The sequence below is a fragment of the Streptomyces sp. NPDC085927 genome (genome assembly GCF_044540975.1).
Taxonomy (GTDB): Bacteria; Actinomycetota; Actinomycetes; order Streptomycetales; family Streptomycetaceae; genus Streptomyces; species Streptomyces hirsutus.
In genome coordinates, this window is record NZ_JBITSN010000013.1 from 203,025 (window position 1) to 218,433 (window position 15,409).

Consider the following 15,409-nt stretch of genomic DNA (forward strand, 5'->3'; position numbering starts at 1 on the left):
GACGTGCGCGGAGGCGACGTGCGCGGAGGCTCGGGGCGCGGTGGTCGGTGAAGGCCGGAAACCGGGTGTCCGAGGGGTGGCGCGCGAAGGCTAGGATCGGCGGTCTGATGACTGCCACCCTCGTCGCCAAGAACCTCTCCGCCGGCCATGGCGGCCGCTCCCTGTTCAGCGGCCTCGACCTCGTCGTCGCCCCCGGCGACGTGATCGGTCTGGTCGGCGCCAACGGCGCCGGCAAGTCCACCCTGCTGCGCCTGCTCGCCGGGCTCACCGCGCCGGAACAGGGCGAGCTGCGGCTCTCCCCGCCCACGGCGACCGTCGGCCATCTCCCGCAGGAGCCGGAGCGCCGGCCCGGCGAGACCGTCGGGGACTTCCTGGCCCGCCGCACCGGTGTCGCCGAGGCCCAGCGGACGATGGACGAGACGACCCAGGCCCTGGTCGACGGGGCGCCCGGTGCCGACGACGCGTACGCGGAAGCCCTGGAGCGCTGGCTGGCCCTGGGCGGCGCCGACCTCGACGAACGCGCCGAGGAGGTCACCGCGTCGCTCGGCCTGACGGTCGGCCGGGACCAGCCGATGACCTCCCTGTCCGGCGGCCAGGCGGCCCGCGCCGGCCTCGCCTCCCTCCTCCTGTCCCGGTACGACGTCTTCCTCCTCGACGAGCCGACCAACGACCTCGACCTCGACGGCCTGGAGCGCCTCGAACGCTTCGTCGGCGGTCTGCGCGCCGGCACGGTCGTGGTCAGCCACGACCGCGAGTTCCTCACCCGCACCGTCACCAAGGTCCTCGAGCTCGACCTCGCCCAGGGACGGATCAACCTCTACGGCGGCGGCTACGCGGCCTACCTGGAGGAACGGGAGGTGGCCCGCCGGCACGCCCGCGACGACTACGAGGAGTACGCCGACAAGAGGTCCGCGCTCCAGGACCGGGCCCAGACACAGCGGTCCTGGATGGACAAGGGCGTCAAGAACGCGCGCCGCAAGGCGGGCAACGACAACGACAAGCTCGGCCGCAAGTTCCGCAGCGAGGCCAGCGAGAAGCAGGCCGCCAAGGCCCGCCAGACCCAGCGCATGATCGAACGCCTCGAGGTGGTCGAGGAGCCCCGCAAGGAGTGGGAGCTGCGCATGGAGATCGCGGCGGCCCCGCGCTCCGGCGCGGTGGTGGCGACGCTGCGGGACGCCGAGGTACGGCGCGGCGACTTCGTGCTCGGGCCGGTCACCCTGCAGATCGACTGGGCGGACCGGGTCGCCGTCACGGGCGCCAACGGCGCCGGGAAGTCCACCCTGCTGGGCGCCCTGCTGGGCCGCGTCCCGGTCGACGCCGGGCACGCCGCGCTCGGCTCGGGCGTGCTGCTCGGCGAGGTCGACCAGGCCCGCGCGCTGTTCCACGGCACCGAGGCCCTGCTCGACGCCTTCCGCGCCGGGGTCCCGGACACCGAACCGGCCGAGATCCGCACCCTGCTGGCCAAGTTCGGCCTCACATCGGACCATGTGATGCGTCCGGCGGTCACCCTCTCGCCGGGCGAACGCACCCGCGCCGCCCTCGCCCTCCTCCAGGGCCGGGGGGTCAACCTCCTCGTCCTCGACGAGCCGACCAACCACCTCGACCTGCCCGCCATCGAGCAACTGGAATCGGCCCTGGACTCCTACGAGGGCACCCTGCTCCTCGTCACCCACGACCGGCGCATGCTCGACGCGGTGCACGTCACCCGCCGCCTGGAAGTGGCCGACGGCAAGGTCATCGAGCACTGACCGAGCACGGGCCGACCGCGGGCGGCCGGGACCCGATCGGGTGACGACCAGGCCTGACGGAGCACCGACCAGGACGACGCGGAACAGACCGACGGCCCGGCCCCTCGCACCGCGGTGGAGGAACCGGGCCGTCGGCCGACGCGCAACCTAGCGCTTGCCCTTCTTCGGGTCGACCAGCCCTGCCCGGCGCAGGGCGTCGGCCATCGCGCTGTTCGCCGGCGCGGGTGCCGGGCGCGCCCCGCCGTTTCCGCGACCGCCGCCACCGCCCCCGGCGCGGCTCTGTCCCTGCCCCTGGCGCTGCTGCGGCGGGCGTGCCCCACCGCGCTGCCTGCGCCCGCCGGGAGCCTCGGCCTGCTCCTCCGCGGCCTCGTCGTCCAGCCGCAGCGTCAGCGAGATCCGCTTGCGCGGAATGTCGATGTCGAGGACCTTCACCTTGACGATGTCGCCCGGCTTCACCACGTCCCGCGGGTCCTTGACGAACGTCTTCGACATCGCGGAGACGTGCACCAGACCGTCCTGGTGGACGCCGATGTCGACGAACGCGCCGAAGGCCGCCACGTTCGTCACCACGCCCTCCAGGATCATCCCGGAGGCCAGGTCGGAGATCTTCTCCACGCCCTCCTTGAAGGCAGCGGTCTTGAACGCCGGCCGCGGGTCGCGCCCCGGCTTCTCCAGCTCCTTGAGGATGTCCGAGACGGTCGGCAGACCGAACGTCTCGTCCACGAAGTCCTGCGGCCTCAGCGAGCGCAGCACCGCCGTGTTGCCGACCAGGGAGGCGACTTCCTCACCCGACTTCTGCACCATGCGCCGGACCACCGGATAGGCCTCCGGGTGCACGCTGGAGGCGTCCAGCGGGTCGCCGCCGCGGATCCGCAGGAAGCCCGCGCACTGCTCGTACGCCTTGGGGCCGAGCCGCGGCACCTTCTTCAGCTCGCGGCGGGACCCGAACGGCCCGTTGCCGTCCCGGTGGGCCACGATGTTCTCGGCGAGCCCGGAGGTGATGCCGGAGACCCGGGCGAGCAGCGGCGCGGACGCCGTGTTGACGTCCACCCCCACGCCGTTCACGCAGTCCTCCACCACCGCGTCCAGCGAGCGCGACAGCTTCACCTCGGACAGGTCGTGCTGATACTGGCCGACGCCGATCGACTTCGGGTCGATCTTCACCAGCTCCGCCAGCGGGTCCTGGAGCCGGCGCGCGATCGACACCGCCCCGCGCAGCGACACGTCCATGTCCGGCAGTTCCTGCGAGGCGAACGCGGACGCCGAGTACACCGAGGCGCCCGCCTCGGACACCATCACCTTCGTCAGCTTCAGCTCGGGGTGGCGGGTGATGAGATCACCGGCGAGCCTGTCGGTCTCGCGGGACGCCGTACCGTTGCCGATCGCGATCAGCTCGACGGCGTGCTCCTTCGCGAGCCGGGCCAGCTTGGCGATCGACTCGTCCCACCGGTTCGCCGGGACGTGCGGGTGGATCACGTCGGTGGCGACGACCTTGCCCGTCGCGTCGACCACGGCGACCTTCACACCCGTACGGAAGCCCGGGTCGAGACCGAGCGTCGCGCGGGTACCGGCCGGAGCGGCGAGCAGCAGGTCGCGCAGGTTCGCCGCGAACACCCGCACCGCCTCGTCCTCGGCCGCCGTACGCAGCCTCAGCCGCAGGTCGATGCCGAGATGCACCAGGATGCGCGTGCGCCACGCCCAGCGGACCGTGTCGAGCAGCCACTTGTCGGCGGGGCGGCCCTGATCGCCGATCCCGAACCGGTGGGCCACCGTGCCCTCGTACGAGGACGGGCCCTCCGTCGCCTCCTCCGGCTCCAGGACGAGGTCCAGGACCTCCTCCTTCTCGCCGCGCAGCATCGCCAGGATCCGGTGCGAGGGCAGCTCGGTGAACGGCTCGGCGAAGTCGAAGTAGTCGGAGAACTTGGCGCCCGCCTCCTCCTTGCCCTCGCGCACCTTGGCGGCGAGCCGCCCGCGCACCCACATGCGCTCCCGCAGCTCGCCGATCAGGTCGGCGTCCTCCGAGAACCGCTCGGTGAGGATGGCCCGCGCGCCGTCCAGGGCGGCCTGCGGATCGGCGACACCCTTGCCGGCGTCCACGAACGCGGCAGCCGCGGCGAGGGGGGCGACGCCCGGGTCCCCGAGCAGCCCGTCCGCCAGCGGTTCGAGCCCCGCCTCCCGCGCCATCTGCGCCTTGGTACGCCGCTTCGGCTTGTACGGCAGATAGATGTCCTCCAGGCGCGCCTTGGTCTCCGCGCCCCGGATCCGCGCCTCCAGCTCCTCGGTGAGCTTGCCCTGCTCGCGCACCGACTCCAGGATCGCCGCACGACGCTCCTCGAGCTCCCGCAGATAGCGCAGCCGCTCCTCGAGCGTGCGCAGCTGCGCATCGTCGAGCATCTCGGTGGCTTCCTTGCGGTAGCGGGCGATGAAGGGCACCGTCGAACCGCCGTCGAGCAGCTCCACGGCGGCCCTGACCTGCCGCTCCTGTACGCCGAGCTCCCCGGCGATCCTGCCTTCGATGGACCCTTGGAGGGGTGTCGTCACGATCCCGTACCGCCTTCTTCGCTGAGGTTGCGCGGCAATTGTGGCAGGTGACGCCGACAATCGGGGATCAGGGCGGCGACTCGCCGGACGGTGGTGCGCGCCGGGTCAGGCGCGCCGGCCCCGGCCCGCCGACGAGGCGCCCCCGAACAGCCGGGCCACCGCCCGGAACGGCAGTGTCACGACGGTGGCGACGGCGCCGCCGATCTGACGCAGGACATCCGCGATGGCACGCAACACGTGTCTTCTCCTTCGGTCTTCGGCGTCCCGTCCGTCCCGGGCGGAACGGACGGGGTGATGACCTACGGGTACCTCGTCAAGGCTTCGACATGCCTGCCCGCTGCGGACGCCGTACCCTATCGCCGTCCCGGCAGGCTCCAGTCGAACCGTGGCGGTCTCCGTTCCAGGAAGGCGGCGACCCCCTCCGCCGTGTCGCCGTTGCCCTGCGCCCGGCCGCTCCAGTGGGCGTCCCGGTCGGTGCGCCCGTCCGCGAACTCCTTCGCCGCGGCCTGGGTCAGCTGCGAACGCGAGGCCAGGACCGCGGTGAACTCCGCGACCCGCCGGTCCAGTCCGTCCGCGGGCAGGACCTCGTCGACCAGTCCCGTCCGCAGGGCCCGCGCGGTGTCGATCAACTCGCCGGAGAACAGCAGGTACTTGGCGGCGGAGGGCCCCACCAGCGACACCAGCCGCCGGGTGGAGGAGGCCGGATAGACGATCCCGAGCCGGGCCGGGGTCACCCCGAACACCGCTCCCTCCTGCGCGAACCGCAGATCGCAGGCCGCCGCCAGCTGTGCCCCGCCGCCGACGCAGTGTCCCCGGACCGCCGCGAGCGTCGGTTTGGGGAACGCGGCGAGCGCCTCCTCGGCCGCCACGGCGAGCCGCTGCGCCTCCTGCGGCGACCCCTTGAGCGTGGAGATGTCGGCGCCGGCGCAGAACGTCCCGCCCTCGCCGGTGAGCACCAGCGCCCGCACCCCGGTGTCGTCCGCCAGCGCGTCGAGCAGTGGTGGCAGCGCGCGCCACATAGCGGTCGTCATGGCGTTGCGCTTCGCCGGATGGCGGATGACGACCGTGGCGACCGATCCGGTGACGCTGTGCGACAGCTGCGGCTCCATGCGCCGGATGCTATCCGCCCCGGTCGGGGCGCTGACCGGCAGGAGCGCGTGAAGCGTTACGCGACCCGTGGGGCAGGGGAGAACGACAGGGGAGGGACAGCGAGGAGGCAGCCATGGCCAAGCCCACCCCACCGCGCGACGAGGCGGCCGAACTGAAGAGCGGGTTCGGCCGGCTCGCCGCACTCGGCGTGATCCTGGTCGTCGCCGGCCTCGTCGGTCTCGTCTACACCGGTGTCGCCACTCTGACGACGATGGTGCTGTTCGGCTGGCTGCTGCTGGTCGGCGGTGCGGTCTCACTGCTGCACGCCGTCCAGGCCCGGCACAGCAACTTCTTCTGGCTCGCGGTGATCGTCGCGGCACTGAACATCGCGGCCGGCGTGGTGGTCCTGCGCACACCGGAGGCGGCGGCCGAGGCGCTGACCATGTTCGCCGCGCTGCTGTTCCTCACCGGCGGCCTGTTCCGCCTGGTGGGCAGTATGGTGGTGCGCGGTCCACAGTTCGGCGTGACGCTCCTGCAGGGCGTCCTGGGCCTCCTCCTCGGAATCCTGGTGCTGATCACCTGGCCCAGCAGCAGCCAGTACGTGATCGGCGCCTTCCTCTCGCTCACCCTGCTCTTCGACGGGCTCGGTCTGATCGCCACCGGCTACGGCGGACGCAGGATCGTGGGCATGGTCTCCGGCCGGCTGACGGCCCCGGAGCGCACCGGGCCGGGCGTCGAACCCGTACAACCCGAATAGTCCGCCGACATGACACGGAGCAGACAGAAACAGTCCCGTAACCCACCACGGCATACGTCAACGGTCAGAAACGCTCGATATTCGCTGACTTCTGTTCAGGGCTTCGGTGTGACGCGCATAGTTACCAACACTCGACGTGTGGTGACAATCGAGCGTGAGGGTGGCGACCGGACGATGGACGACCAGGGGCGCGGGCCCGGCCCACGCCCGGAGGACGGGGACAGACCCACCGGGGCGGAGACCGCCCCACCGCGCTCGGCACCGCTGCCGTACGAAGGCGTCTGGCGGTTCACCGCCCCCGCCGTCGACGCCTCGGTCCCGCAGGCGCGCCACGCCGTACGGGACCTGCTGCGGCGCCAGGGGGTGCCGGTCGCCGAAGAGGTGGTCCAGGGGCTGCTGCTGATCGTCTCGGAACTGGTCACCAACGCCGTACGGCACGCGGCACTGCTCTCCCCGATGCTCGCCGTCGAGGTCGCCGTCGGCGCCGAGTGGGTCCGGGTGTCCGTGGAGGACAACCACCCCTACCGCCCGACCGCCCTGGAGGCGGACCACGGCCGCACCGGTGGCCGCGGACTGCTCCTGGTGCGCGAGATCACCCGCGAGTCGAACGGCATGTGCGACGTCGAGCACACCGCGAGCGGCGGCAAGGTGATCTGGGCCGCCCTGCCGCTCAAGCCCGCGCGGGCCTGACGGCCGCACGCCCACACGCTCCGACGGCCACCACCGGTGGCAGGCCCGCCGCCCGGTCACCAGCCCGCGGACGGTCCCGTCAGCTCCCGGACCGCCGGGCGGACCGCGTCCAGCACGGTCATGAACCACGCCGAGAAGGTGTCCTCGCCATGGCGCCGGACCAGCTCGTCCGGGGTCACGAACGCCGTGGACGCCACCTCCTCGGGATCCGCCCGCAGCGGTGCCTGCACCATGCCGACGAACAGGTGGTTGTACTCCTGCTCGACCAGACCGGAGGCCGGGTCGGGGTGGTTGTAGCGCACCGTGCCCGCCTCGGCGAGCAGCGACGGGGACAGCCCCAGCTCCTCGAAGGTGCGCCGGGCCGCCGCCGCGAACGGCGCCTCACCGGGGTAGGGGTGCCCGCAGCAGGTGTTGGACCACACACCGGGGGAGTGGTACTTGCCCAGCGCCCGCTGCTGGATCAGCAGCCGGCCGCGCTCGTCGAAGAGGAACACCGAGAACGCCCGGTGCAGCTGCCCCGGAGGCTGATGGGCGGCGAGCTTCTCCGCGGTGCCGATCGTCACGCCGTCTTCGTCGACCAGCTCCAGCAGAATCGCCTCGGCGGTACCGCTCGACGGGTTGTGCGTCGCGGTGGCAGGTGTGATCGGCATACCCATCCTTCATTCGGTCTTCGCGCCCCAAGTCTGCCGCACGAATCCGGCACTCCCGGCACTCCCCCGTACCGCCCGCATGTCCCGCGGGCGGTACGGTCCACGGCCGGCGCGGGCCGTACCGGAAGAGGGGCCCGGGGGATGACCTGCCCGGACCGGCGGCGGGAGAACCACGAGGAGCGGGGCGCCATGAGGGAAAGGACGCCGGTACGGGGGCGGAAGGATGCGCCTCCCGGCGCGTGAATACCGGCCTCGCGCCCCAGCGGCGCCTCCCGCCCCGGCCGCCTCCCGCACGCACTCCCGCCACGTCACGTCACGACGCGTCACGGAGCGGCGCCGCGCCACGCGCTCGGACGGCCCCGCAGCCGGGTGCCGCCTCAGTGGCAGAGCCGCGCCTCGTGCTCCGCGTGACCGCGCGGTTCCAGCTGGAAGGTGCAGTGCTCCACGTCGAAGTGGTCACCCAGGCAGCTCTGCAGCTCGTGCAGCATCTTCTCGTGCCCGATGGCGCTGAGTGCCTCGGAGCTGACGACCACGTGCGCGGAGAGCACCGGCATGCCCGAGGTGATGGTCCAGGCGTGCAGATCGTGCACGTCCTCGACGCCCTGCGTGCCCAGGATGTGCGCCCGGACCTGGGCCATGTCCACGCCCTTGGGTGCCGCCTCCAGCAGGACGTCCAGGGTCTCGCGCAGCAGCCTGAAGGCGCGGGGCACGATCAGCACGGCGATCACGAGGGAGGCGATCGGGTCGGCGGCCGTCCAGCCGGTCGCCACGACGACCAGCGCCGAGACGATCACCGCGACCGAGCCGAACGCGTCGGCGGCCACCTCCAGGAACGCCCCGCGCACGTTGAGGCTCTCCTTCTGCCCGCGCATCAGCAGCGTCAGCGAGACCAGGTTGGCGACCAGACCGATCGCGCCGAAGACCAGCGTCAGCCCACCCTCGGTGGGGGCCGGTGCGACGAACCGCTGGACCGCCTCGTACAGCACGTAGCCGCCCACCCCGAGCAGCAGCAGACAGTTCGCGAGCGCCGCGAGGATCTCCGCGCGGGCGTAGCCGAAGGTGCGGTGCTCGCTCGGCGGGCGGTTCGCGAAGTGGATCGCCAGCAGGGCCATGCCGAGCCCCAGCGCGTCCGTCGCCATGTGCGCCGCGTCGGCGACGAGGGCGAGCGAGTCGGCCAGCAGACCGCCGACGATCTCGACGACCATGACACCGAGCGTGATCGCCAGCGCCGCCCGCAGCCTGCCGCGGTACGCCGCACTCGCCGTACCGCCGGCATGCGCGCCGTGCGCGTGCCCGTGATCGTGCCCAGCCCCCATGAAAGCCGTCCCTCCATGACTCGTCCGGATCACAGTGAACTACGGGGAGGGGGTATGGGGCAACGCGGCACTGAACACCGTTGTCATGTGCCTTGACCTGCGGAAACAGTTCGCAGGTCAGGTATGCTCGGGGCGGTGTGCGCGCCTTCTGGACAACCCGGTCGGCGGTGCCGGCGGGCCACGCGCGCGAGGGTCCTCGGGCGCGGACGCGGGCGGCACCGGGCGTCGGGCCTGTCTCACCCTGCGCACGCGCCGGGGTACGGGGCGTGGCCCCCGTGACGAGATCCACAGGAGACCCGCACCGGGCTCGCCGTGCGCGCCCGCCGGCGCGGGGAGCGCGGAGCGCCCGCCTTCCTACCTCCGGCGCAGGGGGCGGGAGAGCCCTCGTCCTCCCCGGCGGTACGGTGTGGCCGGGCCGCCCGCCCGGCGCCTCTTCGGGCTGTCCGCGGTCCCCGGTGCGGTCATTGCGCTGGTCAGGGGCCGGTGACCCGCTCCTGGTGCCGATCGCGGCCCGCCTCGTACGCGTCCGGGGGCAGTCGCCTTCCTCGCGGCGGGCCCGTCCCGAGGGCCCGGCCCGCGCCGGGCGGACCATGCCGGGGTGATGCCTGCTATGCGCATCAATGCCCCTTCTGGGTGCGCGGTTTGTGGGCCGGCCCCGCTATCCCCGATGATGATCGCGGCAGGGACGCAGGTGAAACCACAACGATCCAACCGCCGAACGGGCGGTGAACGCGGGTTCAGGGACATCCGCTAACCTCAGCCGACATGCCGCTCGGAGGCCCCGTACGGCCGCCCCCCACCATGTACACGACCGGCGTGGACGCGTCGGCATCCAGGGAGTGAGATTCGGTTGTCGACCGCCATCCTCACCGGCCAGCCGGTTCCGGGTTCGTCGATCGAGGCGGACCTGCGTTCCCTCGGCTTCGACGTGCGGATCGCGTCCGACACCGCGGCGGCCGGGAGCCTGCTCGCCGAGGTGCCCGCCGGACAGCGGGTCGCCGTCGTCGACGCCCGGTTCGTGGGCCACGAGCACGCGCTCCGCCTCGGCCTCACCGACCCCCGCTTCCCGCTCGCGGCGATCCCCGGTGCCGTCACCGCCCAGCCGGCCGCGCGCCAGGCCCTGACCCTCGCGATGGCCCGCGTGACGGCCGGAGAGGACACCGCGGTCTCCGAGTCCGCTGCCCCCACCGGGGCCACCGAGGCCACCGGCGCCACCGAGACCGCTGCCGCCACCGAGGCCGTGACCGGCGATGCCGGCGAGACCGCGTCCGGCGGGGCTCCGACGCCCGCCGGCACCACGCTCACCGGCACCCTCTCCGACCGCATCGTCGCCGCTCTGAGCGCCGACGGGAGCGACCCGCACCGCCCCGACCTCGGCAGCCTCGTCGCCACCGTCCCCGACGATCCGCAGACCCGCAACGAGGCCCGGCAGGCCGTCGCCGCGGTGGACGACGAGGCCGTCCGGCTGAAGTCGGCCGTCAAGGCCCGGGACGGCTTCTTCACCACCTACTGCATCAGCCCGTACTCCCGCTACATCGCCCGCTGGTGCGCCCGGCGCGGACTGACCCCCAACCAGGTCACCACCGCCTCCCTGCTCACCGCGCTCATAGCGGCGGCCTGCGCCGCCACCGGCACCCGCGGAGGCTTCGTCGCCGCCGGTGTCCTCCTCCTCGCCTCCTTCGTGCTGGACTGCACCGACGGCCAGCTCGCCCGCTACTCCCTGCAGTACTCCACCCTCGGCGCCTGGCTCGACGCCACCTTCGACCGGGCCAAGGAGTACGCCTACTACGCGGGCCTCGCCCTCGGCGCGGCCCGCGGCGGCGATGACGTCTGGGCCCTCGCGCTCGGCGCGATGGTCCTGCAGACCTGCCGGCACGTCGTGGACTTCTCGTTCAACGAGGCGAACGTCGACAGCACCGCCGCCACCGCCGACACCAGTCCCACCGCCGCTCTCTCCAGCAAGCTCGACAGCGTCGGCTGGACGGTCTGGGTGCGCCGCATGATCGTCCTCCCGATCGGTGAGCGCTGGGCGATGATCGCCGTTCTCACGGCCCTCACGACCCCCCGCATCACCTTCTACGCCCTGCTGATCGGCTGCGCCTTCGCGGCGACGTACACCACGGCCGGCCGTGTCCTGCGCTCCCTCACCCGCAAGGCCCGCAGGACCGACCGCGCGGCGCGCGCCCTCGCGGACCTCGCCGACACCGGACCGCTCGCCGAACGCCTCGCCGGGGCGCTGGAGCCCGTCGTGCGGCGCCTGCCCGGGTTCACCGCCCCCGCCGTCGCCCTGCTCGGCGGCGCCGCCGTCGTCGCCACGGCCGCGCTGACCGGCTTCGGCGGACCGTGGCCCGTCCTCGCCGCCCTCCTGTACGTCCTGACCTCCGCCCTGGCCGTCGCCCGCCCTCTCAAGGGCCCCCTCGACTGGCTGGTCCCGCCGTTCCTGCGCGCCGCCGAGTACGGCACCGTCCTGGCCCTGGCGGCGGGCGCCGGGGTGAACGGAGCGCTTCCGGCGGCCTACGGTCTGGTGGCCGCCGTCGCCTACCATCACTACGACACGGTCTACCGCATCCGCGGCGACGCGGGCGCGCCCCCGCCCTGGCTGGTGCGGGCGATCGGAGGTCACGAGGGCCGCACCCTGGCGGTCGTCGTCCTGGCCGCCCTGCTCACCGCCCCGCAGTTCGCCGTCGCGCTCACGGTGCTCGCCGTGGCCGTGGCCCTGCTGGTGCTCCTCGAGAGCATCCGCTTCTGGGTGACCGCCCACCGGGGCGGCGCACCCGCCGTACACGATGAAGGAGAACCCGCATGATCGGCCTCGTGCTGGCGGCCGGCGCCGGACGGCGTCTGCGCCCCTACACCGACACCCTGCCCAAGGCGCTGGTGCCGGTGGGGCCCGCGGGTATAGAGGGCGAACCGACGGTCCTGGACCTCACCCTCGGCAACTTCGCCGAGATCGGCCTGACCGAGGCCGCCGTCATCGTCGGCTACCGCAAGGAGGTCGTGTACGAGCGCAAGGCGGCCCTGGAGCAGAAGTACGGCCTCAAGCTCACCCTCATCGACAACGACAAGGCCGAGGAGTGGAACAACGCCTACTCCCTGTGGTGCGGCCGTGACGCCCTCAAGGACGGCGTGATCCTCGCCAACGGCGACACCGTGCACCCGGTCTCCGTCGAGAAGACGCTCCTCGCCGCCCGCGGCGAGGGCAGGCGGATCATCCTCGCCCTCGACACCGTGAAGTCCCTCGCGGACGAGGAGATGAAGGTCGTCGTCGACCCCGGCAAGGGCATGACGAAGATCACCAAGCTCATGGATCCCGCCGAGGCGACCGGGGAGTACATCGGCGTCACCCTCATCGAGGGCGACGCCGCCCCCGCGCTCGCCGACGCGCTGAAGACCGTGTGGGAGACCGACCCGCAGCAGTTCTACGAGCACGGCTACCAGGAACTGGTGAACCGCGGCTTCCGGATCGACGTGGCGCCGATCGGCGACATCGACTGGGTGGAGATCGACAACCACGACGATCTCGCCCGTGGACGGGAGATCGCATGCCAGTACTGACCCGGCTCATCCCCTCCCCCCTCGTCGTCGACATCCGCCCCGGAGCCCTCGACGACCTGGGCGGGGTCCTCGCCGACGAGCGCATCGCGCAGTCCGGCCGCCTCGCCGTCGCCGTCAGCGGCGGCTCCGGCGCCGGACTGCGCGAGCGGCTCTCCCCGTCGCTGCCCGGCGCCACCTGGTACGAGGTCGGCGGCGGCACCCTCGACGACGCGGTCCGGCTGGCCGGCGCCATAAAGGCCGGCCACTACGACGCCATCGTCGGACTGGGCGGCGGCAAGATCATCGACTGTGCCAAGTTCGCCGCGGCACGCGTCGGCCTCCCCCTGGTCGCCGTACCGACGAACCTCGCGCACGACGGCCTGTGCTCGCCGGTCGCCACCCTCGACAACGACGCCGGCCGCGGCTCCTACGGCGTGCCGAATCCGATCGCGGTCGTCATCGACCTCGACGTCATCCGGAACGCCCCGGTGCGCTTCGTGCGCGCCGGCATCGGCGACGCCATCTCCAATGTCTCCGCCGTCGCGGACTGGGAACTGGCCTGCAGGGTCAAGGGCGAGCGGATCGACGGGCTCGCCGCCGCCATGGCCCGGCAGGCCGGCGAGTCCGTACTGCGCCACCCCGGGGGCATCGGCGACAACGACTTCCTCCAGGTGCTCGCCGAGGCACTGGTCCTCAGCGGCATCGCCATGTCGGTGTCCGGCGACTCGCGGCCGTCCTCCGGCGCCTGCCACGAGATCAACCACGCCTTCGACCTGCTCCACCCCAAGCGGGCCGCCGCCCACGGAGAGCAGTGCGGCCTGGGCGCGGCCTTCGCGATGTACCTGCGCGGCGCGCACGACGAGTCGGTGTACATGGCCGACGTCCTGCGCCGGCACGGACTGCCGGTACTGCCGGAGGAGATCGGCTTCACGGCGGACGAGTTCGTCAAAGTCGTCGAATTCGCTCCCGAGACCCGCCCCGGCCGCTTCACGATCCTCGAACATCTCGACCTGAAGACCGAACAGATCAAGGACGTCTACGCCGACTATGTCAAGGCCATCGGTAGCTGAACTCCGTCCGGTCGTCCACCCCGCGGGGGTGAAGGACCGGCGCAGCGGTGAGCACTGGATGGGACGCCTCTACATGCGTGAGGTGTCCCTGCGGGTGGACCGCTACCTGGTGAACACCAGGGTCACGCCCAACCAGCTCACGTATCTGATGACCGTCTTCGGCGTCCTCGCCGCCCCGGCCCTGCTGGTGCCGGGGATCACGGGGGCGGTCCTCGGCCTGGTCATGGTGCAGCTGTACCTGCTGCTGGACTGCGTGGACGGCGAGGTCGCCCGCTGGAAGCAGCAGTTCTCGCTCAGCGGGGTCTACCTCGACCGGGTCGGCGCCTACCTGTGCGACGCGGCCGTTCTCGTCGGTTTCGGTCTGCGCGCCGCCGACCTGTGGGGCACCGGCCGCATCGACTGGCTCTGGGCCTTCCTCGGCACCCTGGCCGCCCTCGGCGCCATCCTGATCAAGGCCGAGACCGACCTGGTCGGCGTGGCCCGCCACCAGGGCGGACTGCCGCCGGTCAAGGAGGCCGCCGCCGAGCCGCGCTCCTCCGGCATGGCGCTGGCCCGCCGGGCCGCCGGAGCCCTGAAGTTCCACCGGCTGATCCTCGGCATGGAGGCGTCACTGCTGATCGTGATCCTCGCGATCGTCGACGCCGCCCGGGGCGACCTGTTCTTCACCCGCCTGGGTGTCGCCGTCCTCGCCGGGATAGCCCTGCTCCAGACCGTGCTGCACCTGGTGTCCGTCCTTGCATCGAGCAGGCTGAGGTGACCGCTGTGGGACCCTCCCTCAAGGTCGGCGCGGTGATCATCACCATGGGCAACCGCCCCGACGAGCTGCGCGCCCTGCTCGACTCGATCGCCAAGCAGGACGGCGACCCGGTCCGGGTCGTCGTCGTCGGCAACGGCTCGCCCGTCCCGGAGGTCCCCGACGGCGTGCGCACCGTCGAGCTGCCGGAGAACCTCGGCATCCCCGGCGGCCGCAACGTCGGCATCGAGGCGTTCGGTCCGGGCGGCCAGGACGTCGACATCCTGCTGTTCCTCGACGACGACGGCCTCCTGGCCCACCACGACACCGCCGAGCTGTGCCGCCGGGCGTTCGCCGCCGACCCGGAACTCGGCATCATCAGCTTCCGCATCGCCGACCCGGAGACCGGCAGCACCCAGCGCCGTCACGTGCCCCGGCTGCGCGCCGCCGACCCGATGCGCTCCTCCCGGGTGACCACCTTCCTCGGCGGCGCCAACGCCGTACGCACCCGGGTCTTCGCCGACGCCGGGGTGCTGCCCGACGCGTTCTTCTACGCGCACGAGGAGACCGACCTGGCCTGGCGGGCCCTCGACGCGGGCTGGATGATCGACTACCGGTCCGACATGGTGCTGTACCACCCGACCACCGCCCCCTCACGGCACGCGGTCTACCACCGCATGGTCGCCCGCAACCGCGTCTGGCTGGCCCGCCGCAACCTTCCCGCGCCCCTGGTCCCCCTCTACCTGGGTGTCTGGATGCTGCTCACCCTGCTCCGCAGACCGTCGCGCCCGGCCCTCAAGGCCTGGTTCGGCGGTTTCCGGGAGGGGTGGACCAGCCCCTGCGGCCCGCGCCGGCCCATGAAGTGGCGTACGGTGTGGCGGCTGACCCGGCTGGGCCGGCCCCCTGTCATCTGACAAGCTCGTGTCCGGAACATCGGGGCCGCAGCCAGGCTCCCCGGCGCATGCCGGGTCCGTACGGGCCCGCGCATCTCGAAGAGGGAAAGCTTTCACCAGTGAGTGAGACAAGGCACGACGGCACGGTCGCGGTCAGCGCGTCCGCGCCGCCCGACGAGAGCCTCACGGCGGCCGAGCTCGCCGCCAAGTACGGGCTGACGGTGAGCGGTGCCCGGCCGTCGCTCGTCGAGTACGTCCGTCAGCTCTGGGGGCGCCGGCACTTCATCCTCACGTTCTCCCGGGCGAAGCTGACGGCGCAGTACAGCCAGGCGAAGCTGGGTCAGCTGTGGCAGGTGGCCACCCCGCTGCTGAACGCGGCCGTGTACTT

General features: G+C 72.5%; 13 protein-coding genes and 1 pseudogene. 9 read left to right on the forward strand and 5 right to left on the reverse strand.

Annotated features, from left to right (window positions below):
* Positions 1 to 107 precede the first annotated feature (107 nt).
* Complete coding sequence (locus ACIF80_RS28640; protein WP_399809959.1) at positions 108 to 1,748, forward strand: ABC-F family ATP-binding cassette domain-containing protein; 1,641 nt, start codon at positions 108 to 110, stop codon at positions 1,746 to 1,748.
* A gap of 147 nt (positions 1,749 to 1,895) precedes the next feature.
* Here ACIF80_RS28640 and ACIF80_RS28645 read toward each other — a convergent pair whose 3' ends face one another.
* The 3 genes from ACIF80_RS28645 to ACIF80_RS28655 all read right to left on the reverse strand — a co-directional run bounded on the left by ACIF80_RS28645 (position 1,896) and on the right by ACIF80_RS28655 (position 5,398).
* Positions 1,896 to 4,289: a Tex family protein gene (locus ACIF80_RS28645; protein ID WP_399809960.1), complete on the reverse strand. Its 2,394-nt coding sequence runs from the start codon at positions 4,287 to 4,289 to the stop codon at positions 1,896 to 1,898.
* A gap of 105 nt (positions 4,290 to 4,394) precedes the next feature.
* Positions 4,395 to 4,526 carry an LPFR motif small protein gene (locus tag ACIF80_RS28650; protein WP_276204859.1) on the reverse strand — a complete coding sequence of 44 codons (132 nt, stop codon included), beginning with the start codon at positions 4,524 to 4,526 and terminating at the stop codon, positions 4,395 to 4,397.
* A 116-nt stretch (positions 4,527 to 4,642) separates the two neighbouring features.
* On the reverse strand, positions 4,643 to 5,398 hold the full coding sequence (locus ACIF80_RS28655; protein WP_399809962.1) for an enoyl-CoA hydratase/isomerase family protein: 756 nt from the start codon (positions 5,396 to 5,398) through the stop codon (positions 4,643 to 4,645).
* Between the two features lie 113 nt (positions 5,399 to 5,511).
* Between ACIF80_RS28655 and ACIF80_RS28660 the strand changes: the two genes are divergently transcribed.
* Both ACIF80_RS28660 and ACIF80_RS28665 read left to right on the forward strand, forming a co-directional pair.
* Positions 5,512 to 6,135: an HdeD family acid-resistance protein gene (locus ACIF80_RS28660; protein WP_399809963.1), complete on the forward strand. Its 624-nt coding sequence runs from the start codon at positions 5,512 to 5,514 to the stop codon at positions 6,133 to 6,135.
* A gap of 174 nt (positions 6,136 to 6,309) precedes the next feature.
* On the forward strand, positions 6,310 to 6,825 hold the full coding sequence (locus ACIF80_RS28665) for an ATP-binding protein (RefSeq protein WP_399809992.1): 516 nt from the start codon (positions 6,310 to 6,312) through the stop codon (positions 6,823 to 6,825).
* A 56-nt stretch (positions 6,826 to 6,881) separates the two neighbouring features.
* On the opposite strand, the gene idi is transcribed toward ACIF80_RS28665, so the two are convergent.
* Positions 6,882 to 7,475, reverse strand: a complete 594-nt coding sequence (gene idi, locus ACIF80_RS28670; RefSeq protein WP_399809965.1) for an isopentenyl-diphosphate Delta-isomerase — start codon at positions 7,473 to 7,475, stop codon at positions 6,882 to 6,884.
* A 377-nt stretch (positions 7,476 to 7,852) separates the two neighbouring features.
* Positions 7,853 to 8,791: a cation diffusion facilitator family transporter gene (locus ACIF80_RS28675; RefSeq protein ID WP_399809967.1), complete on the reverse strand. Its 939-nt coding sequence runs from the start codon at positions 8,789 to 8,791 to the stop codon at positions 7,853 to 7,855.
* 850 nt (positions 8,792 to 9,641) lie between these two features.
* Here ACIF80_RS28675 and ACIF80_RS28680 point away from each other — a divergent pair.
* The 6 genes and pseudogenes from ACIF80_RS28680 to ACIF80_RS28705 form a co-directional block, all read left to right on the forward strand.
* Positions 9,642 to 11,597: a DUF5941 domain-containing protein gene (locus ACIF80_RS28680; protein ID WP_399809968.1), complete on the forward strand. Its 1,956-nt coding sequence runs from the start codon at positions 9,642 to 9,644 to the stop codon at positions 11,595 to 11,597.
* The gene (locus ACIF80_RS28685; protein WP_399809969.1) at positions 11,594 to 12,346 is read left to right on the forward strand and encodes a sugar phosphate nucleotidyltransferase; all 753 of its coding nucleotides are present in this window, start codon (positions 11,594 to 11,596) and stop codon (positions 12,344 to 12,346) included. The genes ACIF80_RS28680 and ACIF80_RS28685 overlap by 4 nt, the downstream gene beginning before the upstream one ends.
* Entirely contained in the window at positions 12,334 to 13,395 is a 1,062-nt protein-coding gene (locus ACIF80_RS28690; protein WP_399809971.1) for an iron-containing alcohol dehydrogenase family protein, read from the forward strand. Before ACIF80_RS28685 ends, ACIF80_RS28690 begins: the two co-directional genes overlap by 13 nt.
* Positions 13,373 to 14,152, forward strand: a complete 780-nt coding sequence (locus tag ACIF80_RS28695) for a CDP-alcohol phosphatidyltransferase family protein (RefSeq protein WP_399809973.1) — start codon at positions 13,373 to 13,375, stop codon at positions 14,150 to 14,152. The genes ACIF80_RS28690 and ACIF80_RS28695 overlap by 23 nt, the downstream gene beginning before the upstream one ends.
* A gap of 44 nt (positions 14,153 to 14,196) precedes the next feature.
* Positions 14,197 to 15,042, forward strand: a complete 846-nt coding sequence (locus tag ACIF80_RS28700) for a glycosyltransferase family 2 protein (RefSeq protein ID WP_399809993.1) — start codon at positions 14,197 to 14,199, stop codon at positions 15,040 to 15,042.
* Positions 15,043 to 15,140: 98 nt separating this feature from the next.
* Positions 15,141 to 15,409, forward strand: a pseudogene (locus tag ACIF80_RS28705) (ABC transporter permease); the annotation flags it as partial.

Excerpts from the sequence above, each read along its gene's own strand:
- ACIF80_RS28640 (WP_399809959.1), top strand. The coding sequence starts at position 108 with ATGACTGCCACCCTCGTCGCCAAGAACCTCTCCGCCGGCCATGGCGGC.
- ACIF80_RS28655 (WP_399809962.1), bottom strand. The coding sequence starts at position 5,398 with ATGGAGCCGCAGCTGTCGCACAGCGTCACCGGATCGGTCGCCACGGTC.
- ACIF80_RS28660 (WP_399809963.1), top strand. The coding sequence starts at position 5,512 with ATGGCCAAGCCCACCCCACCGCGCGACGAGGCGGCCGAACTGAAGAGC.
- ACIF80_RS28665 (WP_399809992.1), top strand. The coding sequence starts at position 6,310 with ATGGACGACCAGGGGCGCGGGCCCGGCCCACGCCCGGAGGACGGGGAC.
- idi (WP_399809965.1), bottom strand. The coding sequence starts at position 7,475 with ATGCCGATCACACCTGCCACCGCGACGCACAACCCGTCGAGCGGTACC.
- ACIF80_RS28675 (WP_399809967.1), bottom strand. The coding sequence starts at position 8,791 with ATGGGGGCTGGGCACGATCACGGGCACGCGCACGGCGCGCATGCCGGC.
- ACIF80_RS28685 (WP_399809969.1), top strand. The coding sequence starts at position 11,594 with ATGATCGGCCTCGTGCTGGCGGCCGGCGCCGGACGGCGTCTGCGCCCC.
- ACIF80_RS28690 (WP_399809971.1), top strand. The coding sequence starts at position 12,334 with ATGCCAGTACTGACCCGGCTCATCCCCTCCCCCCTCGTCGTCGACATC.
- ACIF80_RS28695 (WP_399809973.1), top strand. The coding sequence starts at position 13,373 with ATGTCAAGGCCATCGGTAGCTGAACTCCGTCCGGTCGTCCACCCCGCG.
- ACIF80_RS28700 (WP_399809993.1), top strand. The coding sequence starts at position 14,197 with ATGGGCAACCGCCCCGACGAGCTGCGCGCCCTGCTCGACTCGATCGCC.